At 56.8% G+C, this 20,335-nt stretch carries 20 protein-coding genes; 6 read left to right on the plus strand and 14 right to left on the minus strand.

The window, feature by feature from the left end:
* Nucleotides 1-25 precede the first annotated feature (25 nt).
* From PHP98_05635 to rsmI, 5 genes are all read right to left on the minus strand, one after another.
* Nucleotides 26-766, minus strand: a complete 741-nt coding sequence (locus tag PHP98_05635; GenBank protein ID MDD5483116.1) for an RsmE family RNA methyltransferase — start codon at nucleotides 764-766, stop codon at nucleotides 26-28.
* A gap of 41 nt (nucleotides 767-807) precedes the next feature.
* Nucleotides 808-1,968, minus strand: coding sequence for a molecular chaperone DnaJ (gene dnaJ / locus PHP98_05640; protein ID MDD5483117.1), 1,161 nt, complete (start codon nucleotides 1,966-1,968; stop codon nucleotides 808-810).
* Nucleotides 1,965-2,609 carry a nucleotide exchange factor GrpE gene (locus tag PHP98_05645; GenBank protein MDD5483118.1) on the minus strand — a complete coding sequence of 215 codons (645 nt, stop codon included), beginning with the start codon at nucleotides 2,607-2,609 and terminating at the stop codon, nucleotides 1,965-1,967. The genes dnaJ and PHP98_05645 overlap by 4 nt, the downstream gene beginning before the upstream one ends.
* A gap of 46 nt (nucleotides 2,610-2,655) precedes the next feature.
* Nucleotides 2,656-2,862 (minus strand): phosphoribosyltransferase family protein, encoded by a 207-nt coding sequence (locus PHP98_05650; protein ID MDD5483119.1) that lies wholly within the window; start codon nucleotides 2,860-2,862, stop codon nucleotides 2,656-2,658.
* Nucleotides 2,863-2,924: 62 nt separating this feature from the next.
* Entirely contained in the window at nucleotides 2,925-3,653 is a 729-nt protein-coding gene (rsmI, locus tag PHP98_05655; protein ID MDD5483120.1) for a 16S rRNA (cytidine(1402)-2'-O)-methyltransferase, read from the minus strand.
* A gap of 254 nt (nucleotides 3,654-3,907) precedes the next feature.
* On the opposite strand from rsmI, the gene rpsB reads away from it, so the two are divergent.
* From rpsB to PHP98_05675, 4 genes are all read left to right on the plus strand, one after another.
* Nucleotides 3,908-4,849, plus strand: coding sequence for a 30S ribosomal protein S2 (rpsB, locus tag PHP98_05660; GenBank protein ID MDD5483121.1), 942 nt, complete (start codon nucleotides 3,908-3,910; stop codon nucleotides 4,847-4,849).
* Nucleotides 4,850-4,997: 148 nt separating this feature from the next.
* Nucleotides 4,998-5,840 carry a translation elongation factor Ts gene (gene tsf, locus PHP98_05665; protein MDD5483122.1) on the plus strand — a complete coding sequence of 281 codons (843 nt, stop codon included), beginning with the start codon at nucleotides 4,998-5,000 and terminating at the stop codon, nucleotides 5,838-5,840.
* 3 nt (nucleotides 5,841-5,843) lie between these two features.
* Nucleotides 5,844-6,176, plus strand: coding sequence for a hypothetical protein (locus PHP98_05670; GenBank protein MDD5483123.1), 333 nt, complete (start codon nucleotides 5,844-5,846; stop codon nucleotides 6,174-6,176).
* 96 nt (nucleotides 6,177-6,272) lie between these two features.
* Complete coding sequence (locus PHP98_05675) at nucleotides 6,273-8,762, plus strand: hypothetical protein (GenBank protein ID MDD5483124.1); 2,490 nt, start codon at nucleotides 6,273-6,275, stop codon at nucleotides 8,760-8,762.
* Nucleotides 8,763-8,934: 172 nt separating this feature from the next.
* On the opposite strand, the gene PHP98_05680 is transcribed toward PHP98_05675, so the two are convergent.
* The 9 genes from PHP98_05680 to PHP98_05720 form a co-directional block, all read right to left on the minus strand.
* The gene (locus PHP98_05680) at nucleotides 8,935-10,065 is read right to left on the minus strand and encodes an ABC transporter permease (protein ID MDD5483125.1); all 1,131 of its coding nucleotides are present in this window, start codon (nucleotides 10,063-10,065) and stop codon (nucleotides 8,935-8,937) included.
* Nucleotides 10,062-11,186 (minus strand): ABC transporter permease, encoded by a 1,125-nt coding sequence (locus PHP98_05685; GenBank protein MDD5483126.1) that lies wholly within the window; start codon nucleotides 11,184-11,186, stop codon nucleotides 10,062-10,064. Before PHP98_05685 ends, PHP98_05680 begins: the two co-directional genes overlap by 4 nt.
* A 1-nt stretch (nucleotide 11,187) precedes the next feature.
* A complete protein-coding gene (locus PHP98_05690; GenBank protein MDD5483127.1) occupies nucleotides 11,188-12,261 on the minus strand; it encodes an ABC transporter ATP-binding protein in 1,074 nt (357 codons plus the stop codon).
* The gene (locus PHP98_05695) at nucleotides 12,248-13,582 is read right to left on the minus strand and encodes a TolC family protein (GenBank protein ID MDD5483128.1); all 1,335 of its coding nucleotides are present in this window, start codon (nucleotides 13,580-13,582) and stop codon (nucleotides 12,248-12,250) included. The genes PHP98_05690 and PHP98_05695 overlap by 14 nt, the downstream gene beginning before the upstream one ends.
* Nucleotides 13,583-13,646: 64 nt before the next feature.
* Nucleotides 13,647-14,591 carry an ABC transporter ATP-binding protein gene (locus PHP98_05700; protein ID MDD5483129.1) on the minus strand — a complete coding sequence of 315 codons (945 nt, stop codon included), beginning with the start codon at nucleotides 14,589-14,591 and terminating at the stop codon, nucleotides 13,647-13,649.
* A 61-nt stretch (nucleotides 14,592-14,652) separates the two neighbouring features.
* Nucleotides 14,653-15,615: an efflux RND transporter periplasmic adaptor subunit gene (locus PHP98_05705; protein MDD5483130.1), complete on the minus strand. Its 963-nt coding sequence runs from the start codon at nucleotides 15,613-15,615 to the stop codon at nucleotides 14,653-14,655.
* Nucleotides 15,616-15,633: 18 nt separating this feature from the next.
* On the minus strand, nucleotides 15,634-15,855 hold the full coding sequence (locus tag PHP98_05710; protein MDD5483131.1) for a hypothetical protein: 222 nt from the start codon (nucleotides 15,853-15,855) through the stop codon (nucleotides 15,634-15,636).
* 72 nt (nucleotides 15,856-15,927) lie between these two features.
* Nucleotides 15,928-16,683, minus strand: coding sequence for a slipin family protein (locus PHP98_05715; protein MDD5483132.1), 756 nt, complete (start codon nucleotides 16,681-16,683; stop codon nucleotides 15,928-15,930).
* A gap of 44 nt (nucleotides 16,684-16,727) precedes the next feature.
* Complete coding sequence (locus PHP98_05720; GenBank protein MDD5483133.1) at nucleotides 16,728-18,047, minus strand: nodulation protein NfeD; 1,320 nt, start codon at nucleotides 18,045-18,047, stop codon at nucleotides 16,728-16,730.
* A gap of 160 nt (nucleotides 18,048-18,207) precedes the next feature.
* Between PHP98_05720 and PHP98_05725 the strand changes: the two genes are divergently transcribed.
* Together PHP98_05725 and thiH are read left to right on the plus strand one after the other, a co-directional pair.
* On the plus strand, nucleotides 18,208-19,158 hold the full coding sequence (locus PHP98_05725) for a magnesium transporter CorA family protein (GenBank protein ID MDD5483134.1): 951 nt from the start codon (nucleotides 18,208-18,210) through the stop codon (nucleotides 19,156-19,158).
* The gene (gene thiH / locus PHP98_05730) at nucleotides 19,155-20,273 is read left to right on the plus strand and encodes a 2-iminoacetate synthase ThiH (GenBank protein MDD5483135.1); all 1,119 of its coding nucleotides are present in this window, start codon (nucleotides 19,155-19,157) and stop codon (nucleotides 20,271-20,273) included. The genes PHP98_05725 and thiH overlap by 4 nt, the downstream gene beginning before the upstream one ends.
* Nucleotides 20,274-20,335 lie beyond the last annotated feature (62 nt).

Below are 20,335 nucleotides of genomic sequence, written 5' to 3' on the forward strand. Positions count from 1 at the left end.
ATTACCTTTACCGGCTTTACCGGCTTTACCGGCGGAATTCGTAATTGAGCGCGCTCAAACCGAAAACAGCGGCGGTTTCAACCCGCAGCACTTCGGTTCCGAAACTCGCCGGTTTGAAATTCGCACCGACCAGCATCCCCTGCTCTTCATCGGTCAGGTCGCCTTCCGGCCCGATGGCCAACGCAATGCTTCCCGGACCCGGCCGGCCAACCTTTGCCATGACCTCCCTGAGCAGCGGCGCTTGCGGGGCGAGCGATCCGAAAATACGCAAATCGCATGGAACCTCCCGAACGGCCTCCGCCAGGGAAACAATCGGGTTTATTTCCGGAAGCCAGGCCGTCCGGCTCTGCTTGGCGGCCGCCAGAATTATTTTCCGCCAGCGCGCGACCTTTTCGTCGGCCGCGCGGCCGCTTATTTTGACTATGACCCGGTCCGTGACCGCCGGAATGATTTTATGAACGCCCAACTCGGTTGCTTTTTGAACAATTGCGTCCAGGCCGGAATGTTTGGGCAGGGCCTGGATCAGGACAACGGCGGGAGCGGGCGGGTCGGCGCGGCGGATGGTTGAGGATAAAATGCTGATCACGGCGGAATCTTTGCGCGCGGAAAGCAATGCGGCGCGCGCCGTCCGCCCGCGGCCGTCAAAAACTTCAATCTCGTCGCCCTTTTTCACCCGCAGCACGTTCAAGAGATGATGGGCTTCGCCGGCCGGAAGTTCGCTTATTTTCTGCCTGAAAACGTCCTGATCAACAAAACATCGTCTCATTGCTTGAACCCGGCATTCAGTCAGAATAATCTGAATTCTGACTACTTTTCTTTATATTTCAAAAAAGCCTCGGCATTTTTGCGGAACTGCTCCAGGGCCGGGTAATTGCTTTCGCCGAAATGCTCAAAATATTCCTTCAGTTTTTTCTTCTGGGCGCCGGACAGGTTTTTGGGAATTTCAACCGTCAAACGGACATGGAGGTCGCCCCGGATGCTCGTATTGAAGTCGTAGACCCCCTTGCCCGAGAGGCGCAGGATTTTCCCGTTGGCCGTACCGGGCTCAATTTTCAACCGCGCCCATCCTTCCAAAGTCGGCACCTCCGCCTCGCCGCCCAGCGCCGCGGTTTCAAAAGGGATCGGGACCTCGCAGAAAAGGTCCGCCCCCTCCCGCTGGAAGATGTTATGCGGCAAGACGTGCATGACCACATATAAATCCCCCGGCGGTCCGTTCTGAACCCCGCCTTCGCCCTTCCCGGCCAGGCGCAGGCGCGACCCGGTTTCCACTCCCGGCGGAATTCTGATGGAGAGTTTCTGCCGGCTTTTCACCAGGCCGCTCCCGCGGCAGTTGCGGCAGGGATGGGTGATGACCTCGCCGCGGCCGCCGCAGGCCGGGCAATCCTGCTGAATGCGGAAAAAGCCACTGGACATGATAACGACCCCCTGCCCGCCGCAGCGCCGGCAGGTTTCTTTTTTGCGCCCGGGCTCGCAGCCGCTTCCGCGGCACACGGCGCATTCCTGGGAAATGGGAAGCGTGACTTCGCGTTCGGCGCCAAAGACCGATTCCTCAAAGCTTATCTCCAGGTCAAACCTCAAATCGGCGCCCTTGCCGGAGCGCGCCGCGCCGCGCCGGCCGGAACCGCGCGCAAACATGTCCTCAAACATGCCGCCGCCGAAGAAGTCGCCGAAAATATCCTGAAAATCGGAGCCGTGCGTGAAATCGCGGAAGAAATCAAAACCGCCCGGGCCGAACGACGATTTGACGCCGGCGTGTCCGAACCGGTCGTAGCGCTGCCGTTTCTCGGGATCGCTTAAAATCTCATAGGCCTCCGAAATTTCCTTGAAACGCTCCTCGGATTCCTTGTTGCCGGCATTCTTGTCGGGGTGATACTGCATCGCCAGCTTCCGGTAGGATTTCTTGACCTCTTCCGGCGAAGCGGAACGGGGAAGACTGAGCACTTCGTAATAATCGCGCTTGGTTGTCACTGTTTTTTGTCACCCGCGGATGATTGCTTGTCATTTGTTTTCGGCAGCGGTTTGCCCCCGGAAACCACCACCTGCGCCGGTCGCAAAAGCCGGTTTTTAAATTTATATCCCGGCCGGCTCTGGGCGATAATCACTCCTTCCGGCTCGGTTTCCGACGGCAGGCAGCTGACGGCTTCGTGAAGGTTCGGATCAAACTGTTGTTTTTCCGAATTGATTTTTTCAAGGCCGAATTTTACCAGCACGGTCATCAGTTGATCGGCAATGAGCTGCAGCCCCTCCCGGAAGGCCTTGTCAGCCTCATGTTTGCCGGCGGCCGAGAGCGCAAGCTGAAGGTGATCAAGCGCCGGCAACAATTCAAGCGTCAATGTTTCGTTGGCGTTTTCATAAATCTCGTTTTTTTCGCGCAGGGAACGTTTGCGGTAGTTTTCAAAATCGGCGCCGAGCCGGAGCAGTTGATCCTTGAGGCGTTCAATCTCCTGCGCGGATTTTTGAGGCTCGGACGATTTGGCGGACGCCTGCGCCGCTTGTTCCGCCGGCGTTGCCGCGGCCGCCGCTTCGGGTTGTTTTTCCGTCTGGAGCGGCTCCCTCTGGCTTTTCAGGGAGACATCCCCGGAATGATGCTTGTCTTTTTGTTTGTTCATTGGACTGACAATATATTAAAGAATGTTTGAAATGCCAATAGCCATCTTATTCCCACGGAAATATTATCCATTTTTCCGTGCTGATCAGGCAATAGTCCGGCTTAATGATTGACCATGGTTTCTGGCACATGACTGCGACCGGCGCGTCCGTTTCCCGTATTTTTCTCCGGACCGCCCGGACAGTATCGCCGCTGTCCAGAACATCGTCAATTATCAACACCGGCCTGCTGATTTTTCCCGCAACCTGGCTCAAAAGAACCCGTTTTTGCCTGCGCTTCCCCTGGTAGTGGCAAGCCCGTTTGCCATGTTAAACGTTCATAAAGAAATCATGTTTTTTGCGATTTCCAGCTTGGAGGCGGGAGCAATGACAAAAGTCAATTCGCCTTTCACTTTCCATTCCGGAGAACCGCCGTATTTTTCCATGAGCCGCCGGCTGATTTCCGCGGCCGCGCCCCACATGCATTCTTCGTTGAGTTTGGTCAACTCCCTTCCCATAAAAATTTCCCTTTCCTGGAATATCTCTTTAACTTCTTCAAGGAACTGCCGGCAGCGATAGGGCGATTCCAGGATTGCGACCGGCATGCCGATTGTCTTCAACTCGGCCAGGCGCCGGCGGCGCGCGCCCTTTTTGCGCGGCAAAAAACCTTCGGCGAGAAAACCGCCGCCGCCGAATCCGCTCATGGCCACCGCCGCGGTTACAGACGAAGGCCCGGGAATGACCGTAACAAAAAGGGCGCTTTGACGGCAGGCGCGCGCAATGCGCGCGCCCGGGTCGGCAATCGCCGGCATGCCGGCATTGGTCACAATGGCCACCGCGCGGCCGGCCCCGATCTGCGACAGCACAAAGGCGGAGCGCGATTGCTCGTTGAACTTGTGACAGCTTACCAGATTTCCCTTGAGCCGGTGGCGGTCAAGCAGAATGCGGGTATGCCGCGTGTCTTCGGCCAGAATAAAATCAGCCTGCCGCAATGTCTCCAGCGCCCTGGGACTGACGTCTTCCAGGTTGCCGATCGGCGTGCCGACAATGTAAAGCCCCGGTTTCATCGTCAACGGCGTTTAATGTTCAAAAAGTTTTTCTTCACAATGAATATTACAATACTTTCCCGGCGCCCGCAAAAGTTAATCGCAAAAAAATAACTTGCAATAAAAAAAATGACGGTTATGCTCCTTCTTTCAATTAGTCCCGCGCGCGCCGAGCGCTCCGGGACGGAAGCGAGCATGGTTTCCCCCGGTCCTTGGAAACCATCAAAGCGGATTATCCCTTTTATTAATTAAGGGATCAGCAAAAAGGAGGAAATATGTCAGAAAAGAACGAACCTTTTGTCTCCCTCAGCGCCACCGATCTCCTCAATGCCGGCGTTCATTTCGGACACCAGAGCAAGCGCTGGAATCCCAAAATGAAGCGTTTTATTTTTGAGAAACGCAGCGGCATTTATGTCATTGACCTGCATAAAAGCCTGGCCCAGCTTGAGCTGGCCGCACAGTTTCTTTACAAAACGGCCGGCGGCGGCAAAAACATCCTGTTTGTCGGCACCAAGCGGCAATGCCAGGAAATCATCAAGGATGCCGCAACGCGTTCCGGGCAGTTTTACGTCATCAGCCGCTGGCTGGGCGGAACGCTTACCAATTATCAGAATATAGCCAACAGCATCCGGCATATGAAAGAAATTCAGAACATGCGGGAAAAGGGTACGCTGGACGCCATGCCCCAGAAGGAAGCCTCGCGCCTGCGCCATGAGCTGGAGCGCCTGGAACGCAATCTGATGGGCATTGCCGGCCTGACCGACCTGCCGGGATTGCCGGGGGCCATGGTTGTGGTGGATATCAACCGGGAAGCAATTGCCGTCCGGGAGGCCAACCGGGTCGGCATTCCGGTGGTTGCCATGGTGGATACCAATTGCAACCCCGACCCAATTAATTATCCGATCCCCGCGAATGACGATTCAACGCGTTCCATAAAATTAATAATCAACGTGCTGGCTGACGCGATTGTCAAGGCCGGCGCCGAGTATGCTCTCGCGCGCGCCCAAGCGCAGCAGGCGGCGGAAACAAAAGAAGGGGAAAAAACCGGTAACAAGCCGGCCGCCAGGCCGCCCCGGGGAAAAAAGACGCACCGCGGCGCGGCGGCAAAAAGCGGCCGGCCGGAAGAGAAAGAACCGGACGTCTCCCCCGCTGAAAAAACTGAAAAAGCGGAAGAATCGGAAACAAAGGTTACCCCCGAGCCCCAGCCGCAAAGTTGAAGAAACGTTTTTTGAGGCGGCTTTTGCCAGCTCCGGTATTCAGCGGGCTCCCGGAGCGGAATGAAAACCCCCGGATTTTTGCCAGTCCGGGCTGACACACCACGAACGCAAAAAGGATGTTAATTCAAAAAGGGAGGAGTTTGAATCAATGACGGAAATCACAGCAGCATCAGTGAAGGCATTACGCGATGAAACCAACGCCGGCATGATGGAATGCAAGCGGGCCCTGGGCGAGGCGGGCGGCGACAAGGCCAAGGCGCTTCGCATTCTGCGGGAAAGAGGCATCGCCATCGCCGAAAAAAAATCGTCCCGGGCCGTTAATCAGGGCGTAATTGCCGCCTTTATTGCCGAAAGCGGGAAGGCGGGCAGCTTGATTGAGGTCAACTGCGAGACAGATTTCGTGGCCAAAAACGACGGCTTCCGTTCCTTTACCGCCAAACTGGCGGAAAAGGCTGCGGCCATGGACAACAGCCTGGCCGAAGCGGCCAAAACGGATGTTACCGCCAAGATTGCGGAAATAGGCGAAAACATCGTTGTCCGCCGCAATATCCGTTTTGTCCTGCAAAAACCCGGCATTATTGCCGCCTACATCCACCATGGCAGCGCCATCGGCGTTCTCGTGGAACTGAATTGCGCTAAAAACGATACGGCCTCAAAACCGGCTTTCAATGATCTGGCCAAAGATATCTGCCTGCAGGTTGCCGCCTCCCAGCCGCGTTTTCTGGACCGCGCAAGCGTGCCCCCCGCCGTTACCGCCGCGGAAAAGGAAATATTCGCGAAACAGATAACCGGCAAACCGCCGCAAATAGTGGAAAAAATCGTGGAAGGCAAACTCGGCAAGTTTTATGAGCAGGTCTGCCTCCTGGAACAGCCTTTTGTGAAAGACCAGGATAAAAAGATCGCATCTTTGCTGGCGGAAAAGGAAAAAGAACTGGCGGATGAGATAAAAATCGTAAGATTTGCCAGGTTCCAGACGGGCGAGGCGCTTTAAGCCATGCTGTTTAAATTACTTAAAAAAGGGGGCAGGGCCATGAGGAGAAACCTGGGAAAACAAGGCCCGGAGGATTTGCGCAAAGAACAGGAACAGTATGGAAACATGCGTCCGGACAGAGTCCGGACGGATAAGATGATTTTAAGCGAACGCCTGCAGATTGAAAGAAAACACTTCTTTTTTGACTTCAAGGAAAACGCCAGCGGCCGCTTTTTGCGGATTACCGAGGATGTCGGGGGACATCGCGACACTATCATTATCCCCGCCACCGGCCTGAATCTGTTCCGGGAAAGCCTTGACCATATTATTGCCGTTGATTCTAAAATAAAGTCTTAAAAAAAGGTTGCTTTTTTAGGAGAAAGCGATTAGAATTAAGTAATTATTAGAATAACTGCGGAAATTGCATAAAATAATTATTAAAGGCCCTGGCTTATGAAACATTACCTCATTATTGCGGTTGCGTTTTTTCTGATATGCCCGGCCATGCGGAGTTTTGCGCAATTACCGGCCGCAACAACCACACAACCGGCGACTTCCGCGCCGGCCGATGCGGATAAAAAAATAAAGGCTGATGCGGAAAAAGCGGCCAGGAAAAAAGCCGAGAAGGAAGCCAAGCTGAAAACCGAGGCCGGGCAAAAAGCAAAGGAAGCCGCTGAAAAAGCCGCGTCCGCCGAAGCAAAAGCCAGGGCTGAAGCTGAAAAAAAAGCGAAGGTTTTGGCGGAAGAAAAGGCCCGAGCGGAAGCCAGCGCCAAAAAGGAACTTGAAGAAAAAGCGGCCAGAGAAGCAGAATTAAGGGCCGCGGCCGCAAAAAAGGCCGAGCAAGAAGCCGTCGCCGCCGCCAAGGCCAAAGCCAAAGCGGAAGAAAGGGCGGCGATCGCGGCGGAACGCAATGCGGAGCAGGAAACGAAAGCTTTGGAAAAAACGGCCGCCAGGGCCAGAACCGAGGCCGATAAAAAAGCGGCGGCGGCCGCGAAGGCCGTGAAAGCCGCGGAAAAGACATCTTTGAGTAAAGCATCGGTTGAAGAAAAACGCAAGGCGCGCGAGGAAATGGCGGACAAGGAAACCCAAGCCAAGGCGGCCGCGGAAAAAGCCGCGGTTTTGGAAGCCGAAGCAAAAAAAGCGCGGACATCTTTTGAAACCAGCCGCCAGGCCAGAATCGCGGCCAAGCAAAAGGCCGAAGCCGAGACAAAAGCAAAGAAAGAAGCTGAAGAAAAAGCGGCCAGGGATGCAAAGTTAAAGGCCGAAGCTGAACAAAAGGCCAGGGAAATAGCCGCCAAAGAAGCCGTCGCCGCCGCCAAGGCCAAAGCCGAAGCGGAAGAAAAAGCCAGGAAAGAAGTCATTTTGAAGGCTGAAGCCGAACGGAAGGCAAAGGAAGCGGCGGATAAAAAGGCCAGGGCCAAAGCCGAGGCGGAAGAAAAGGCGGCGATCGCGGCAGAACGCAATGCGGAGCAAGAAACGAAAGTTTTGGAAAAAACGGCCGCCAGGGCCAGAACCGAGGCCGATAAAAAAGCGGCGGCGGCCGCGAAGGCCGTGAAAAACTCGGAAAAAACAACTTTGGACAAAAACGCCTCGGTTGAAGAGAAACGCAAGGCGCGCGAGGAAATGACGGACAAGGAAACCCAAGCCAAGGCAGCCGCGGAAAAAGCCGCGGTTTTGGAAGCCGAAGCAAAAAAAGCGCGGACATCTTTTGAAACCAGCCGCCAGGCAAGAATCGCGGCCAACGAGAAGGCCGAAGCCGAAGCCAAAGTCAGGAAGGAAGCCGAAAGAAAAGCCGCGATAGAGGCCAAAATCCGGGCCCAGGAAGAAGCGCGCGAACAGAAAGCCATGGCCCGTAAAACCGCCGGGGAGGAACTGGCGGAAACCGGCGGATGGTGGAAACGCAATTTTGAGCGGGCGGCGGATCCGGAAAAAGCCGGCAAATGGAAGCTCGCGGCCGGCGTGCTCATGAGAACGATTCACGGCCAGACGTTCAAAACATATTCCTATTCGCAGAACTATCAGGTGCCCGCCAGGGCCGGAGACCGCTTCGGACGTTATGAACCGGCCGGAGACTTGAATTCTTATTCCGACCGGAACTATGAAAACGGCCATGTCCATAAAGACGATTATACGGACCTGGACGGCGGCACGGAAGATTGGGAGGGCGGCGAACTGCGGGGCGATTCGGTTGCCTTCCGTTACGCGGGACGCACCTATACCGAATACACCCGCAGCCGGGAGACCAGCGTGGGCGAAACGCACAATAATTTTGACAGGGAAATCGCGCCCTACATTCAATTGGAAAGGTCTTTGTACAACCAACAGTGGTTTGATGCGGGACTGCATCTTGATTTTTCACGCGTTACGTTTTCCGACGCGGCCCGCTACGCCAATTTTAACGACCGTCAGCAATGGGAGACGTATGTCCAGTATGACGAAGACATTTATTCGCTGGCGGAAGCTCCCGTCATTAATAATATTCCGGACGCGCGCCGCAGCGCCGGCACCGTGAAAACCGGCGACTACAGTTACAACGCGTATAATGACATTCAACAGTCATTGGATATGAATCTCGGAACGGTTTCGCTCGGCATGCTTCTCTCGGCCAGTTACTGGCGGCTTTCGCTTGCGGGCATTGCCGGCCCGACCTTTAACTGGGTCAACATGCAGACATCTTACGAGGAAACATTGTATGCCGCCTCCGGCAACAACGGCCGGCCCGATGTGTTGCAGACCTGGCGGGACAGCCAGGATTATTCCGAGTGCAAGTTCGGCGGTTTTGTCCAGATGCAGCTTGGATTGCGGATTTTTGACGGAGTGGGAATCGGCGTTTTCGGCCGGTATGACTGGCTGGAAAACATGTCCGGCAACATCGGTCAATCGCGTTACATGATCAATCCCGAAGGCGGTTCGCTCGGCGCCACGGCAAATCTTAATTTCTAAGGCGGCCGCGGAAAACAATCCCGCCCCGCGCTTGCATCGGGGTTCGGAGCTTTGCCTGGCAGTTATCCTGATCCCCGCCTGATCCCCGAATTACCTGCAACCGGCGCGAAAAATCCCGGAACTACGACGGAGATCGCTCATTCCCGCCAACACGCTGCCCGCAATTTGCGGGCTAATCCAGCCTTTTCCGGAAACAGACGGCGGCCGTGCCGAGGATGGCGCCGCCCCAACCCAGGAGAGCAAGCGCCTGCGGCCAGAAATCATGCCAGCCCTGGCCCTTGAGATAAATACCGCGCACGATCTGGAGGTAATATTTGAGCGGAATCAGGCCGGTAACAGCCTGAAGCGGCCGGGGCATGTTTTCAACGGGAAAGACAAAGCCGGAGAGAAGCACAAAAGGCATTATCACAAAAAACGCGGCCGCCAGCATGGCCTGCTGCTGGGTCTTGACCAGCGTGGAGATAAAAAGTCCGAGTCCGAGGGTGGTCAGAAGAAAGAAAACAGAGATAACCAGCAAAGACAGAAGGCTGCCGCGTATCCGAACCTGAAAGACAAAAGTAATCATAACCAGCGCAAAGAAAAGCTCAATCATACCGATCAGCACAAACGGCAGAAGTTTCCCGGCAATGATTTCGCCCGAACGCAGGGGCGTGACTATCAACTGCTCTATGGTTCCGTTTTCGCGTTCTTTTACCAGCGCCATGCTGGTGATCAGCATGGTTGTCACCAGCAGGAGGAGCGCCATGATGGCCGGAACCATGTAGACGCGCGAAACCAGTCCCGGATTATACCATACCCGGCTTTCAATGTTTATAACCGGCGGCGGACCGGAACCGACCCGGCTCTGGCGGCGTTTCTCCAGGCCGGCCGCGAATGTCCGGATGGCTTTCTGCAAGTAACCCAGTCCCTGCACGCCGAAATTGCTGTCGGATCCGTCAACTATGACCTGGACCGCAGCGGAACGGTCCCGCGCCATCCGCTTTGCGAATTCCTGCGGAATCACCAGCGCCAGACCGGCCCGGCCGGAAACGAGCAGTTCGCCGTCGCGGCTTTCCGGTCCGGCGGCGGAGACGATTTTGAAATAACCGGACGCTCCCAGCGCGCGGCGCAATTCACGGCTTTGCCGGGAATGATCGTTATCGCGCACCGCCAGCCGTATTTCGCGGATATCAGTGGTGGCCGCGAATCCCAGGATGAGCAGCTGGATCAGGGGCGCCAATATCAGGAGCCGGACGAGATTACGGTCGCGCCGAATCTGCGCGAACTCCTTGATGACCATGCACTTTATTTGCTGTCCTCTCATCGGTTTTTCGCCATCAAACGCATCGCCAGAAAATTGAAGGCCAGCCCAAGCGCAATCATGGCCGCCAATTGCGGCCAGACAATGGAAAAAGACGCGTCTTTCAGAATAATGCTCCGCATGGCGGCGACAAAGTAACGCGGCACCACCAGCAGTGAAATGCCCTGTATCAAACGCGGCATGGCGGCAATCGGAAAAATCAGTCCGGAAAGAATAATGGACGGCAGGAGCGTGGTAACAACGGCCAGCTGAAAGGCCTCCTGCTGGGAATGCGTGGAAGCCGAGATTAACAGCCCCATGCCAAGCGCCGCAAAAAGAAAAATAAGAATGGAAACAGCGAGCAGAAAAAAAGAACCGCGGACGGCAACCCCGAAAACAAGCCAGCCGACCCCGAGCACGGTCAACGTGGTAACCAGACAGATCAACAAATAGGGCAGGATTTTTCCCAGGATAAGCTCAAAGGGGCGGACCGCGGAGAGGTTGATCTGTTCAATGGTTTCCCGCTCCTTTTCCCGCACAATGGAAAGCGAGGCGGCAATTACGGCCGAGATCATCAGCAGCATGCCCATCAGGCCCGGAATCAGGAAATGCGCGCTTTGCAAATCGGGGTTGAACCAGATGCGTGGCTCAAGTTTTACGGTTCCGCCGGCCGGCGGAACAGCTTTATCCATCCGGTCTTTCCGGCACAGCTGAGAAGAAGTTTTTTCGGCAAGCGCGTCCAGATAGCCGATGGCGACATTGGCGGCGGTGGCGTCGGAACCGTCAAGCAAGGCCTGCACAACGGCTCTCTTTCCGCACGCAATTCGTTCGGCAAAATCACGCGGAATAACCAGCACGATCCGCGCCCTGCCGCGTTTCAGCCAGTCGTCAATCTCGGAGCGGGCGGCCAGTATCCCGACCCGTTCAAAATAGGGGTTTTGAAAGAGATTGTCCTGGAAAAAACGGCTTTCCGCGCTCAAATCTTCGTCCAGCACGGCGACCCGGAGGTGCTTGACATCAAACGAGAGCGCATAGCCGTAAAGCAGAAGCAGGAATGCCGGCACAAAAATGAGGAGGCCGAGCGAAAGCAGATCGCGCCGGATCTGGCGGACTTCCTTTATGAAGATGGTCCGGATGCGGTTCATATCATTCGTCCGCCTTTCCCGCGGTCTGTCCGGCCAGGCGGATAAAGGCGTCCTCAAGGCGCGGAGCAACGGCGCGCAATGCCAGCGGCGCCAATCCCTGCCGGCGGAGTTCCCGCCCCAGTTTGTCCTCCGGCAGAACGCCCCGCCGGCAGAATATATGCAGGTTCCGGCCGAAATAGGAAACGCCCTGAACGCCTTCTATTTGCCTTATTTTTTCCCGCGCTTCAAAAAGAGACGTTTGCTCCATCCGCCCGGCGGAGGAGAACGCGGCCAGGGTCAGCTCAAAAAGGTCTTCGTCCACCGCCATTTTCTTTAATTCCCCCGGTTTTCCCAGGGCAATGAGTTTTCCCGCGGTAATGAATCCGAGCCGGTCGCACAGTTCAGCCTCGTCCAGAAAATGGGTGGTAACGAGGACGGCAATGCGGCGCGCGGCCATGGCGCGGATCATATCCCAGAAAATACGGCGCGATATCGGGTCAATACCGCTGGTGGGCTCATCCAAAAAAAGAACCGGCGGCTCGTGCAGGATGGCGCAGGCGAGCGCCAGCCGCTGCTGAAGCGCCCCGGAAAGCGTGCCGGTGAGGTTTTTTTCAAGTCCGCCCAGCCCGCTCGCCTCAATAATCCGCGCCGCGCGGTCCCGCAGTTTTTCCCCGCAAAGCCCGTATACGCCGCCGAAAAAATTGATATTTTCAATCACGGAAATGTCCTTATACAGGCTGAATTTCTGCGACATGTAGCCGATTTGCGCGCGCACGCTTTCCGGATCGCGGCGGATGTCAATTCCATTTACGAATGCCGTTCCGGACGTCGGCCGCAACAGCCCGCAAAGCATGCGGATCGCGGTGGACTTGCCGGCGCCGTTCGGCCCGAGAAATCCGAACACCTCGCCGCGGCGAATGGAAAAAGTCAGACGGTCAACGGCCGTGAAACGCCCGAATGTTTTGGTCATGTTTTTGGCCTCCACGGCGCAATCGTCCCGGCCGGATTCCCGCCGGACGTTGTCCGCGGAACAAGGGGAGGAAAAACGCGGCAATGATATTTCACTCTGCATATCGGCGTTTTCAATCCCTTTCATTTTGTCTTTCAACCGCTTCGGCTTCCGCGATTCCGCAGGCGTGTTCCAGTTCGGCGCGCGCCAGGGCGATATCGGCGGCGGCGGCGATCTGGTCAAAACCGGCGTCCGTCAGCCGGGCCTGGGCGTCCAGCACGTCCGAATGCCGCGCCAGACCGTTTTGCCAGAGGTCGGCGGCGGCTTTCAGGTCAAGCTGGGCGCTTTCCTCGGCGTGCGCCGACACGCGCGCTTTTGTAACGGCATTTTGCAGGTTGATCAGCGCCTGGCGCACTTCAAAAGCTATCTGCTCGTTCAACTGGGAAAGCTGATAACCCGCCTGGTTGGCGCGCGCCCGGGCCTCGTTTGCCTTGGCCCGGGTCAACCCCCAGTCCAGAATGTTCCAGGAAACCGAAATGCCGGCGAAGGCGTCAAACTGCCATTCGTCTTCGGGCGGTATGTTTAACGGATTGGGACGGGCGACTTCGCCGCGGAGATTGGCGTTGAGCTGCGGAAAATAACCGGCGCTCTGGATTTGAATATTTTTGCGGGCGGCATTAAGCGCGAATTGCATGGCGCGAACGTCGGGGCGGTTGGCCAGCGCGCCTTGAATCAAGTTCTCTTCGCCGCCGGCGGAAACCTGATTTTCACAGGAGGGGCGAACGGGAAAAGCCGCTTCCGGCAATGTTTTGCCGGTGAGCCGTTCAATGCCGGCGCGGCATAAAAGCGTGTAACGCAGCGCCTCCTCAAGACGCAGCCGGGTCTGATCCAGCCGGACGCTGGTAGAGAGGCGCTCGTTTTCGGTTGCCAGGCCGGCGCCGCGCAGATTGCGCATGTCGCGCTCATGCGCTTCCATCCAGGCCGTGCTGGCCCGGAAAGATTCGGCCGCGTAAAAAGCTTTTGCCCATGACCAGTAGGCGACCAGCGCCTGATAAACAATATCGGCCCGCCGGGCGGCGAAAGACGCCCGGGCGGAAAGGCGTTCTGCATCAGCCATTTGTTTCCCCCCGGAAATTTTACCGCCGGTGTAAAGCGGCTGGGAAAACATGACGCCGCCGCCGTAGCGGTCGGGAATGGCCGGAATCCGGAAATTGCCCAGGGTGTTTTCATGCAGACCCCAGTAATGGGCGGCGCGGCCATCCAGATCAAGGGATGGAAACGCGGCGGCCGCGGCCTGTTTTTTGACCGCTTCCGCCGCCGTTACCTGCTCGCCGGCTATTTTCAAGCGATAACTGTGCTCAAGGACCTCGTTGACAATCTGCCCGGCGCTGATTTCTTCGGCCGGAGAGTCCCCGGCAACCAGGCAGAAAACGGCTGAAAAAACAATCGTTAAAATATTTTTTATCATGCTCTTCCTCCTCTGAAATTTTTATTAACTGAATATTGCACGAAATTTGTGCAATATTCGGGTATTATGAAGCGCCGGCCGGCGGTTTCGTCCCCAGCAGCGCCACAAAAGCGTCTTCCAGCGACGGTTCGGCTTCCGCAAGAACAATGTCCCCGATCTGTTTGCCGCCAAGCCAGGCGGCGGTTTCCCGGGCGCTTTGCGCGCTGGCGCTCCAGAGCCGCAAATGGTCGCCGTACAGGACCAGGCTGGTGGCGGGGAGTCGGTCGCGCAATAACCGGTAAGCCGCCGGCGCTTCGGCACAATGCAAATCGTAGACGCGGCCCGGCATGGCCCTTTTAATTTCGTCCGGAGACCCGGTCATAATCGCGCGCCCCTGGTGCATAAGGCTGATGCGGACGCAGCGCTCCGCCTCATCCAGATAGGGCGTGGTCATGAAAATCGTCACGCCCCGGTCCATGATAGAGGCGAGAATGTTCCAGAGTTCGCCGCGCGAGACGGGATCAACGCCGGCGCTGGGTTCGTCAAGAAAAATTATCTCCGGCGTGTGAATAAGGGCGCAGACCAACGCCAGTTTTTTTTTCATGCCGCCCGAAAGCGCGCCGGCCGCGCGCCGGCGGAACGCGGTCAGCCGCGTAAATTCCAGCAGTTCATCGCGTCTTTCCTGAAACGCGTCCACGTTGTGGATTCCGGCGGAAAATTCAATATTTTCATCCACCGTAAGGTCGCCGTAAAGGGTGAAATTCTGGGAAAGATAACCAATCCGCCGCTTGATCATTTGGCGCTCCGTTTCCAGGTCAAAACCAGCAATCCTGCCCCGGCCGGAGGAGGGACTCAGAATTCCGCAGAGCAGGCGGATTACCGTGCTTTTACCGGCGCCGTCCGGGCCAACGAGCCCGAACATGTTTCCCTTTTCCACAGAGAGATTCAAACCGCTGACGGCTTTCAGGGAACCGAAAGATTTTGTCAGCTCCCGGGTCAGCACCGCGAGATGGCGATCATGTTCTTGCATGGCTCTCTGCCGTTTTTTTTATGTCCGGAGCCGTGTGAAAAGCAGGCCGCGTCCGGCCGGGCTATGGCCCGGGGTTTGCCAAATAACCGTCCGCCGGTAGGCCGGGCTTGAAAATGCCTTCTTTGTTTTCAAGCGTGATTTTTACGCGGTACACCAGTTTGGCGCGTTCGTCCGGGGTCTGGACATTGCGCGGCGTGAACTCAGCCGCCGGTGAAATGTAAGTTACTTTGCCCTCAAAGAAATCCGGCCGGCCGTCAATTTTCACCCAGGCCTTCCGGCCAAGCTTGACATGGCCGATGGCCGTTTCGGGAATGTAAACCGCGAGCCAGACCTCATCCAGGCGGGAGATTGTGACGAGCGGGGCCCCGGCCGGCGCGAATTCGCCATTCTCGCGCACACGGGCCGTAACCACCCCGCGCACGGAAGATGTTACCGCACAGTCCGCCACCGCTTTTTCCGTCAGCGCCAGCCGGGCCTCGGCCTGCATTACCTGCGCTTCGGCCAGGCGGATTTCCTCCTCGCGGCTGCCTTTCTCAAGCTTAGCCAGATTTTGTTCCGCGGCGGCCAGGACGGCTTTGGTGCGTTCGGCCTGGGCGGTGGCATCATCCATCTGTTTCTGGGTGGCGGTGCCGGTTTGATAAACGGAAATGATGCGGCGCAGGTCGGCCGCGGCCGACGCGGCCAGCGCCCTGGCTTCCGCGGCCTGTTCGCGCGCGCGCGCGATGTCTTCGTCCCGGCTGCCGGCCAGGAGCAGGTCAAGCTGGGCGCGCGCGACCGCAACCGCGGCTTTGGCCTCCCGGCGTTTTAACTCGTAATCGGCGGCGTCCAAACGGGCGATTATTTCGCCCGGTTTGACGAAATCGCCTTCCTCGGGCGCCAAGGCAACGATGCGTCCGGAAACCTGCGGGGCGATATCCGCTTCCGTGCATTCAATCGTGCCCGAGCCATCCGGTTTTATTCCGTTGAAATTGCAGCCGGAAAAAAAGGCCAGACTCAGCGCCATAAAGGTCGTTATTTTATTCATTCCTTTGCTCCTCCGGTTTTATCTTTCATTCTTGCGGCGCAGGGACACTCCCGACAAAAAGAGGGCGATGATTTCTTTTTTCCGTTCGGCAAGCGAAGGCAGGCGCCAGGGGAGTTTTGCCCGGCGGAGCCGGCCGGCGGTTTCTTCGGCCTGGATTGTAAAGAGGCACATGCCGGGCAGATTCCACCAGAGCTGGATGGGGGCGAATGGCCGGAAATCTCCGCGCCGGACGCCTTCCAATGGCCAGGGGGGGCGGGATCTCTTTCCAGGAGGAGATTGGCGCGGCGCGCGTTAAAACGGCCAACGCCCGCCTCAGACGTCTTTATTTTTTGACTTCAGAAAATAATTGATAAAATCAACCGGCAGGGGAAAGACAATGGTTGAATTCTTTTCCGTGGCGATTTCGGTGAGCGTCTGCAGGTAACGCAGCTGGACGGCCACCGGCTGGACGGCCATGACGTCGGCGGCGTCCTTCAACTTGCTGGAGGCCTGGAACTCGCCGTCGGCGTGGATCACTTTTGCCCGGCGTTCGCGTTCGGCCTCGGCCTGCTTGGCAATGGCGCGCTTCATGTTTTCGGGCAGATCAACGTCCTTGACTTCAACCGCGCTGACTTTCACGCCCCAAGGATCGGTGCGCTCGTCCATGATTTTCTGGAGCATCTGGTTTATTTTTTCGCGGTTGGAAAGCAAATCGTCCAGTTCGTGCTCGCCGAGCACCGAGCGCAGGGTGGTCTGGCCCATCTGGGAAGTGGCGTAAAGGTAATCCTCCACCGCAATGATCGCCTTGCCGGGCTCAAAAACCTGGAAATAGAGGACCGCATTCACCTTGACCGAAACGTTGTCGCGCGTAACCACTTCCTGCGGCGGCACATCCATGGCAACCGTCCGCAAGGTTACCCGCACCATTTTTTCAAAGAGCGGGATAAGAATAATGAGGCCGGGACCGCGCACACCGACAAACCGGCCGAGACGGAAAACGACGCCCCGCTCGTATTCCCGCAGAATGCGGACGCTGTTGGCGAGAATAAAGACGACTATCGCCAGAAAAACAATCAGACCTGGACCCATGGTATTCTCCTTTCGCTGGCCGCGCGTTTTAGCGCGGCATTTTTTTATTTGCTTTCTTCGGAAACGCGCAGCGTCATGCCGTCCACGCTTTCCACAACAATTTTACGGCCTGAAGAAATCGGCGTTTCGGCCACCGCGTTCCAATGCGCGCCGGCGGCGAACACCCGGCCGCCGCCGGAGTCAATAGCGGTGCGCGCTTCGCCCCTTTCGCCGATCAATCCGGCCGGCCCGCTGAACGGCCTGCGGACCAGCGCGCGGAGGGAAAGCCATGTGCCCAGCAGGAAGAATAAGCCGACCGCCAGCACCACCGGCACGATCACCTGCAGGGAAACGCGAAAGGCGGGATCGTCGTAATTAAAAAGCATAAGCGAGCCGATAAACATGGCCACCAGTCCTCCGCCGGTCAGAATGCCGTGGGTTCCGGCCTTGACATCTACGATGAGGAGAATGATGCCGAGCACGATCAGCAGTATTCCGGCCAGGTTGACCGAGAGAGTCTGGAACGCGAAAAAAGCGAGAATGAGACAGATGGCCCCGGTTACTCCGGGCAGGATGGCGCCCGGGTTGGCCAGCTCAAAATAAAGGCCCAGCAGGCCAAACATGAAAAGGACGTAGGCGACGTTCGGGTTGGCGACCACTTCCAGAAACCGGTCGCGCCAGTTCATGGTCAGCTCCGTGATCTGAACCCCCCGGGTTTTCAACTTGACGGAATTTTCGCCGACGACGACGCTCCGGCCGTCAATCATTTCCAGCAGGGCCGGCGTGGAAGGCGCAATCAGGTCTATCACTTTCTTTTTCAGCGCTTCCGTTTCCGAAAGCGAGACGCTTTCGCGAACGGCCGATTCGGCCCAACTGATGTTGCGTCCGCGCTTTTCGGCGATGGAACGGATATAGGCGGCCGCATCGTGCGTGACCTTGGCGCTCATGTTGGTATCCATGGGCGCCGACTGCATCAACGCGACGGGATGGGCCGCGCCGATGGCGGTGCCCGGCGCCATGGCGGCAACGTGCGCGGCGATGGTAATGAAGGCGCCGGCCGAGGCGGCCCGCGAGCCGGAAGGGGCCACGTAAACAACAACCGGCGCTTTTGAGGCGAGCATGCGCTTGATGATAGCGCGCATGGAGTCGTCCAGTCCGCCGGGGGTATCCAGCTCAATGACCAGGCAGGCGGCCTGCTCGGCCTCGGCCTTTTCAATGGCTTCGGTTATGAATTTTGCCGTAACCGGGCTGATGGCGCCGTTAACCCTGGCAACCAGCGCCTGCCCGGCCATGGCGCCGGGCGCGCCGAGGAACCAGAGCGCCGCGCCGCATGCTATTATTTTGAAAAAAACATTCACCGGATTGCTCGTTTGTCTTATTGCCAACAATCATCAGCTTTGTTTGGAATTATTGCCTTCCGGCGGCAAATATCAAGATTATTTTTTTATTGTTTACGGCCCCGGTGATTTTGCTTGAAAAACAAGCGCAAAGGGATGTATATTATCTGGCATTACGTTTATTGCGCCGTATTAAAAACGGAACAAGATGTTAAAAGAATATCAGATTACCGGCAACAAGGTCGTTGAATCGGATTCCTCGTCCGCCTCCATCCACGTTTATATCAATCCGGACGACGAGGAAAAAAAGCATCTCGTGGCGGCTTATCATCTGGACGAGCACACGCTCAATTCGGCGCTTGATCCCGACGAGATTTCGCGGCTTGAATTTGAGCCGGACCACGTGGCGATGATCTACAAGCGCCCCAAGAATTATTCATCCAAGGATCTTTTCCTTTTCAAGGTGGCGTCAACGGGCGCGTTTCTCTTTAAGGAGCACTTGATTGTGGTCATGACCGATGATATTCAGATTTTTTCCGGCAAGTCGTTTGCGCGGGTTTCCTCCCTGCTGGATGTCGCGCTGCGCCTGATCGGGCGCACCATCACGCATTTCATGGAACATTTGAAGGTAATCAACATGATTACCGATTCGCTTGAGCAGAAAATCAACACTTCCATGGAAAACAAGTACCTGCTCAACCTTTTCACCCTGGAAAAAAGCCTCGTTTATTACCTGAGCGCCCTCAATTCCAACGCCATGCTTATCGGCAAGCTGAAAATCAACGCGGCCAAAATGGCGATGACCGGTGAAAACACGGAGCTGCTTGACGATATTATCGTTGAAAACGACCAGTGCATCAAGCAGGCTGAAATTTATTCCACCATTCTGGCGAGCCTCATGGACGCCCGCGCGTCAATCGTCGGCAACAACCTGAACCTGCTGATGAAGACGCTCAACATCATCACCATCAGCATCATGGTGCCAACCCTGGTGGTCAGCGTTTTTTCAATGAACGTCGCCCTGCCGATCAGCCATCAGCACGCGGCCGCGTTCTGGTTCGTCATCTTTCTCGCGGCGGCGTCCATTTTCATTTTCATCTGGGTCTGGCGCAAAAAAATTGAGCGCAGAATTGAACGGCGGGAAGCTGCAAAAACTTGAAAAGCAATCCGCCAGACTGGCTCCATCCCGCCGCCTGGACAGCCGTCAGCCGCCGGGCCGGCAACCGCGACGTGCTCAATGCAATTGAATCGGAGTCGCCCGGGCCGCGCGAACTGGCCGCCCTGTTATCCCCGGCCGCGGCTTCTTTTATTGAACCGATGGCGCAAAAAGCCCTCAGCCTGACCCGCCGTTATTTCGGGCGCACCATCGCGCTCTACGTGCCGCTTTACCTTTCAAACTACTGTTCCGGCGGCTGCGCCTACTGCGGTTTTGCCGCCGACCGGAAACATCCCCGGAAACGGCTGGAACGCGATATGATTGCGATGGAAATGGATGCCCTGCGCAAATTGGGCTTTGAGGAGATATTGCTCTTGACCGGCGAAAGAACGCCGCAGGCTGATTTCAACTATGTCCGCGAAGCCGTTGTTCTGGCGGCCGAGCGGTTCGCCATGGTAACAATTGAATCATTTCCCATGACGATCGCCGAATACCGGGAATTGGCGGCCGCCGGATGCTCGGGAATAACCATTTATCAGGAAACTTATGACCCCGAAGTTTATTCAAAAGTTCACCGCTGGGGACCCAAAAAAAATTTCAGCAACCGGCTGGAAACGCCCGCGCGCGCGCTGGCGGCCGGCGCGCGGTTCGCCGGTCTGGGGGCGTTGCTCGGTCTGGCCGACCCGGCCGCGGAGGCCGTCTGTCTTTTTCAGCATGTTGAACATCTGCGCCGCGAACACTGGCAGGCCGGATTTTCAATTTCATTTCCGCGGATACGGCCCCAGGCCGGCGGTTTTGCGCCCGCCAATCCGGTCGGCGATTCCTTTCTGGCGCAGATGATTTTCGCTTTCCGCCTCTGTCTGCCGGAAGTTCATCTCGTGCTTTCAACCCGCGAAAAACCGGCTTTTCGCGACGCTATCGCCGGGGTCGGCATATCCAAAATGAGCATTGCCAGCAAAACGACCGTCGGCGGCTATCATTTTGACTACCAGGCCGCCGGGGAAGGTCAGTTTGACGTGGCCGACACCCGCAGCGTCGCGTCGTTTTGCAGGACATTGGCCGGCAAGGGGCTGCAGCCGGTGTTTAAGAATTGGGATGCGGTCTACAGCGTCCGTTAATCCCGCAAACGCATGCGGGCGGCGCCGGCGGCGGCATGTTTTTACCGCGCGAATTGTTTCCG

Source organism: Kiritimatiellia bacterium (genome assembly GCA_028715905.1).
Lineage (GTDB): Bacteria > Verrucomicrobiota > Kiritimatiellia > JAAZAB01 > JAAZAB01 > JAQUQV01.

Bases quoted from the DNA above. Each gene is read 5' to 3' on its own strand.
- PHP98_05635 (MDD5483116.1), bottom strand. From the start codon at position 766: ATGAGACGATGTTTTGTTGATCAGGACGTTTTCAGGCAGAAAATAAGC.
- PHP98_05645 (MDD5483118.1), bottom strand. From the start codon at position 2,609: ATGAACAAACAAAAAGACAAGCATCATTCCGGGGATGTCTCCCTGAAA.
- rsmI (MDD5483120.1), bottom strand. From the start codon at position 3,653: ATGAAACCGGGGCTTTACATTGTCGGCACGCCGATCGGCAACCTGGAA.
- rpsB (MDD5483121.1), top strand. From the start codon at position 3,908: ATGTCAGAAAAGAACGAACCTTTTGTCTCCCTCAGCGCCACCGATCTC.
- tsf (MDD5483122.1), top strand. From the start codon at position 4,998: ATGACGGAAATCACAGCAGCATCAGTGAAGGCATTACGCGATGAAACC.
- PHP98_05670 (MDD5483123.1), top strand. From the start codon at position 5,844: ATGCTGTTTAAATTACTTAAAAAAGGGGGCAGGGCCATGAGGAGAAAC.
- PHP98_05675 (MDD5483124.1), top strand. From the start codon at position 6,273: ATGAAACATTACCTCATTATTGCGGTTGCGTTTTTTCTGATATGCCCG.
- PHP98_05680 (MDD5483125.1), bottom strand. From the start codon at position 10,065: ATGAGAGGACAGCAAATAAAGTGCATGGTCATCAAGGAGTTCGCGCAG.
- PHP98_05685 (MDD5483126.1), bottom strand. From the start codon at position 11,186: ATGAACCGCATCCGGACCATCTTCATAAAGGAAGTCCGCCAGATCCGG.
- PHP98_05690 (MDD5483127.1), bottom strand. From the start codon at position 12,261: ATGAAAGGGATTGAAAACGCCGATATGCAGAGTGAAATATCATTGCCG.
- PHP98_05695 (MDD5483128.1), bottom strand. From the start codon at position 13,582: ATGATAAAAAATATTTTAACGATTGTTTTTTCAGCCGTTTTCTGCCTG.
- PHP98_05700 (MDD5483129.1), bottom strand. From the start codon at position 14,591: ATGCAAGAACATGATCGCCATCTCGCGGTGCTGACCCGGGAGCTGACA.
- PHP98_05705 (MDD5483130.1), bottom strand. From the start codon at position 15,615: ATGAATAAAATAACGACCTTTATGGCGCTGAGTCTGGCCTTTTTTTCC.
- PHP98_05715 (MDD5483132.1), bottom strand. From the start codon at position 16,683: ATGGGTCCAGGTCTGATTGTTTTTCTGGCGATAGTCGTCTTTATTCTC.
- PHP98_05725 (MDD5483134.1), top strand. From the start codon at position 18,208: ATGTTAAAAGAATATCAGATTACCGGCAACAAGGTCGTTGAATCGGAT.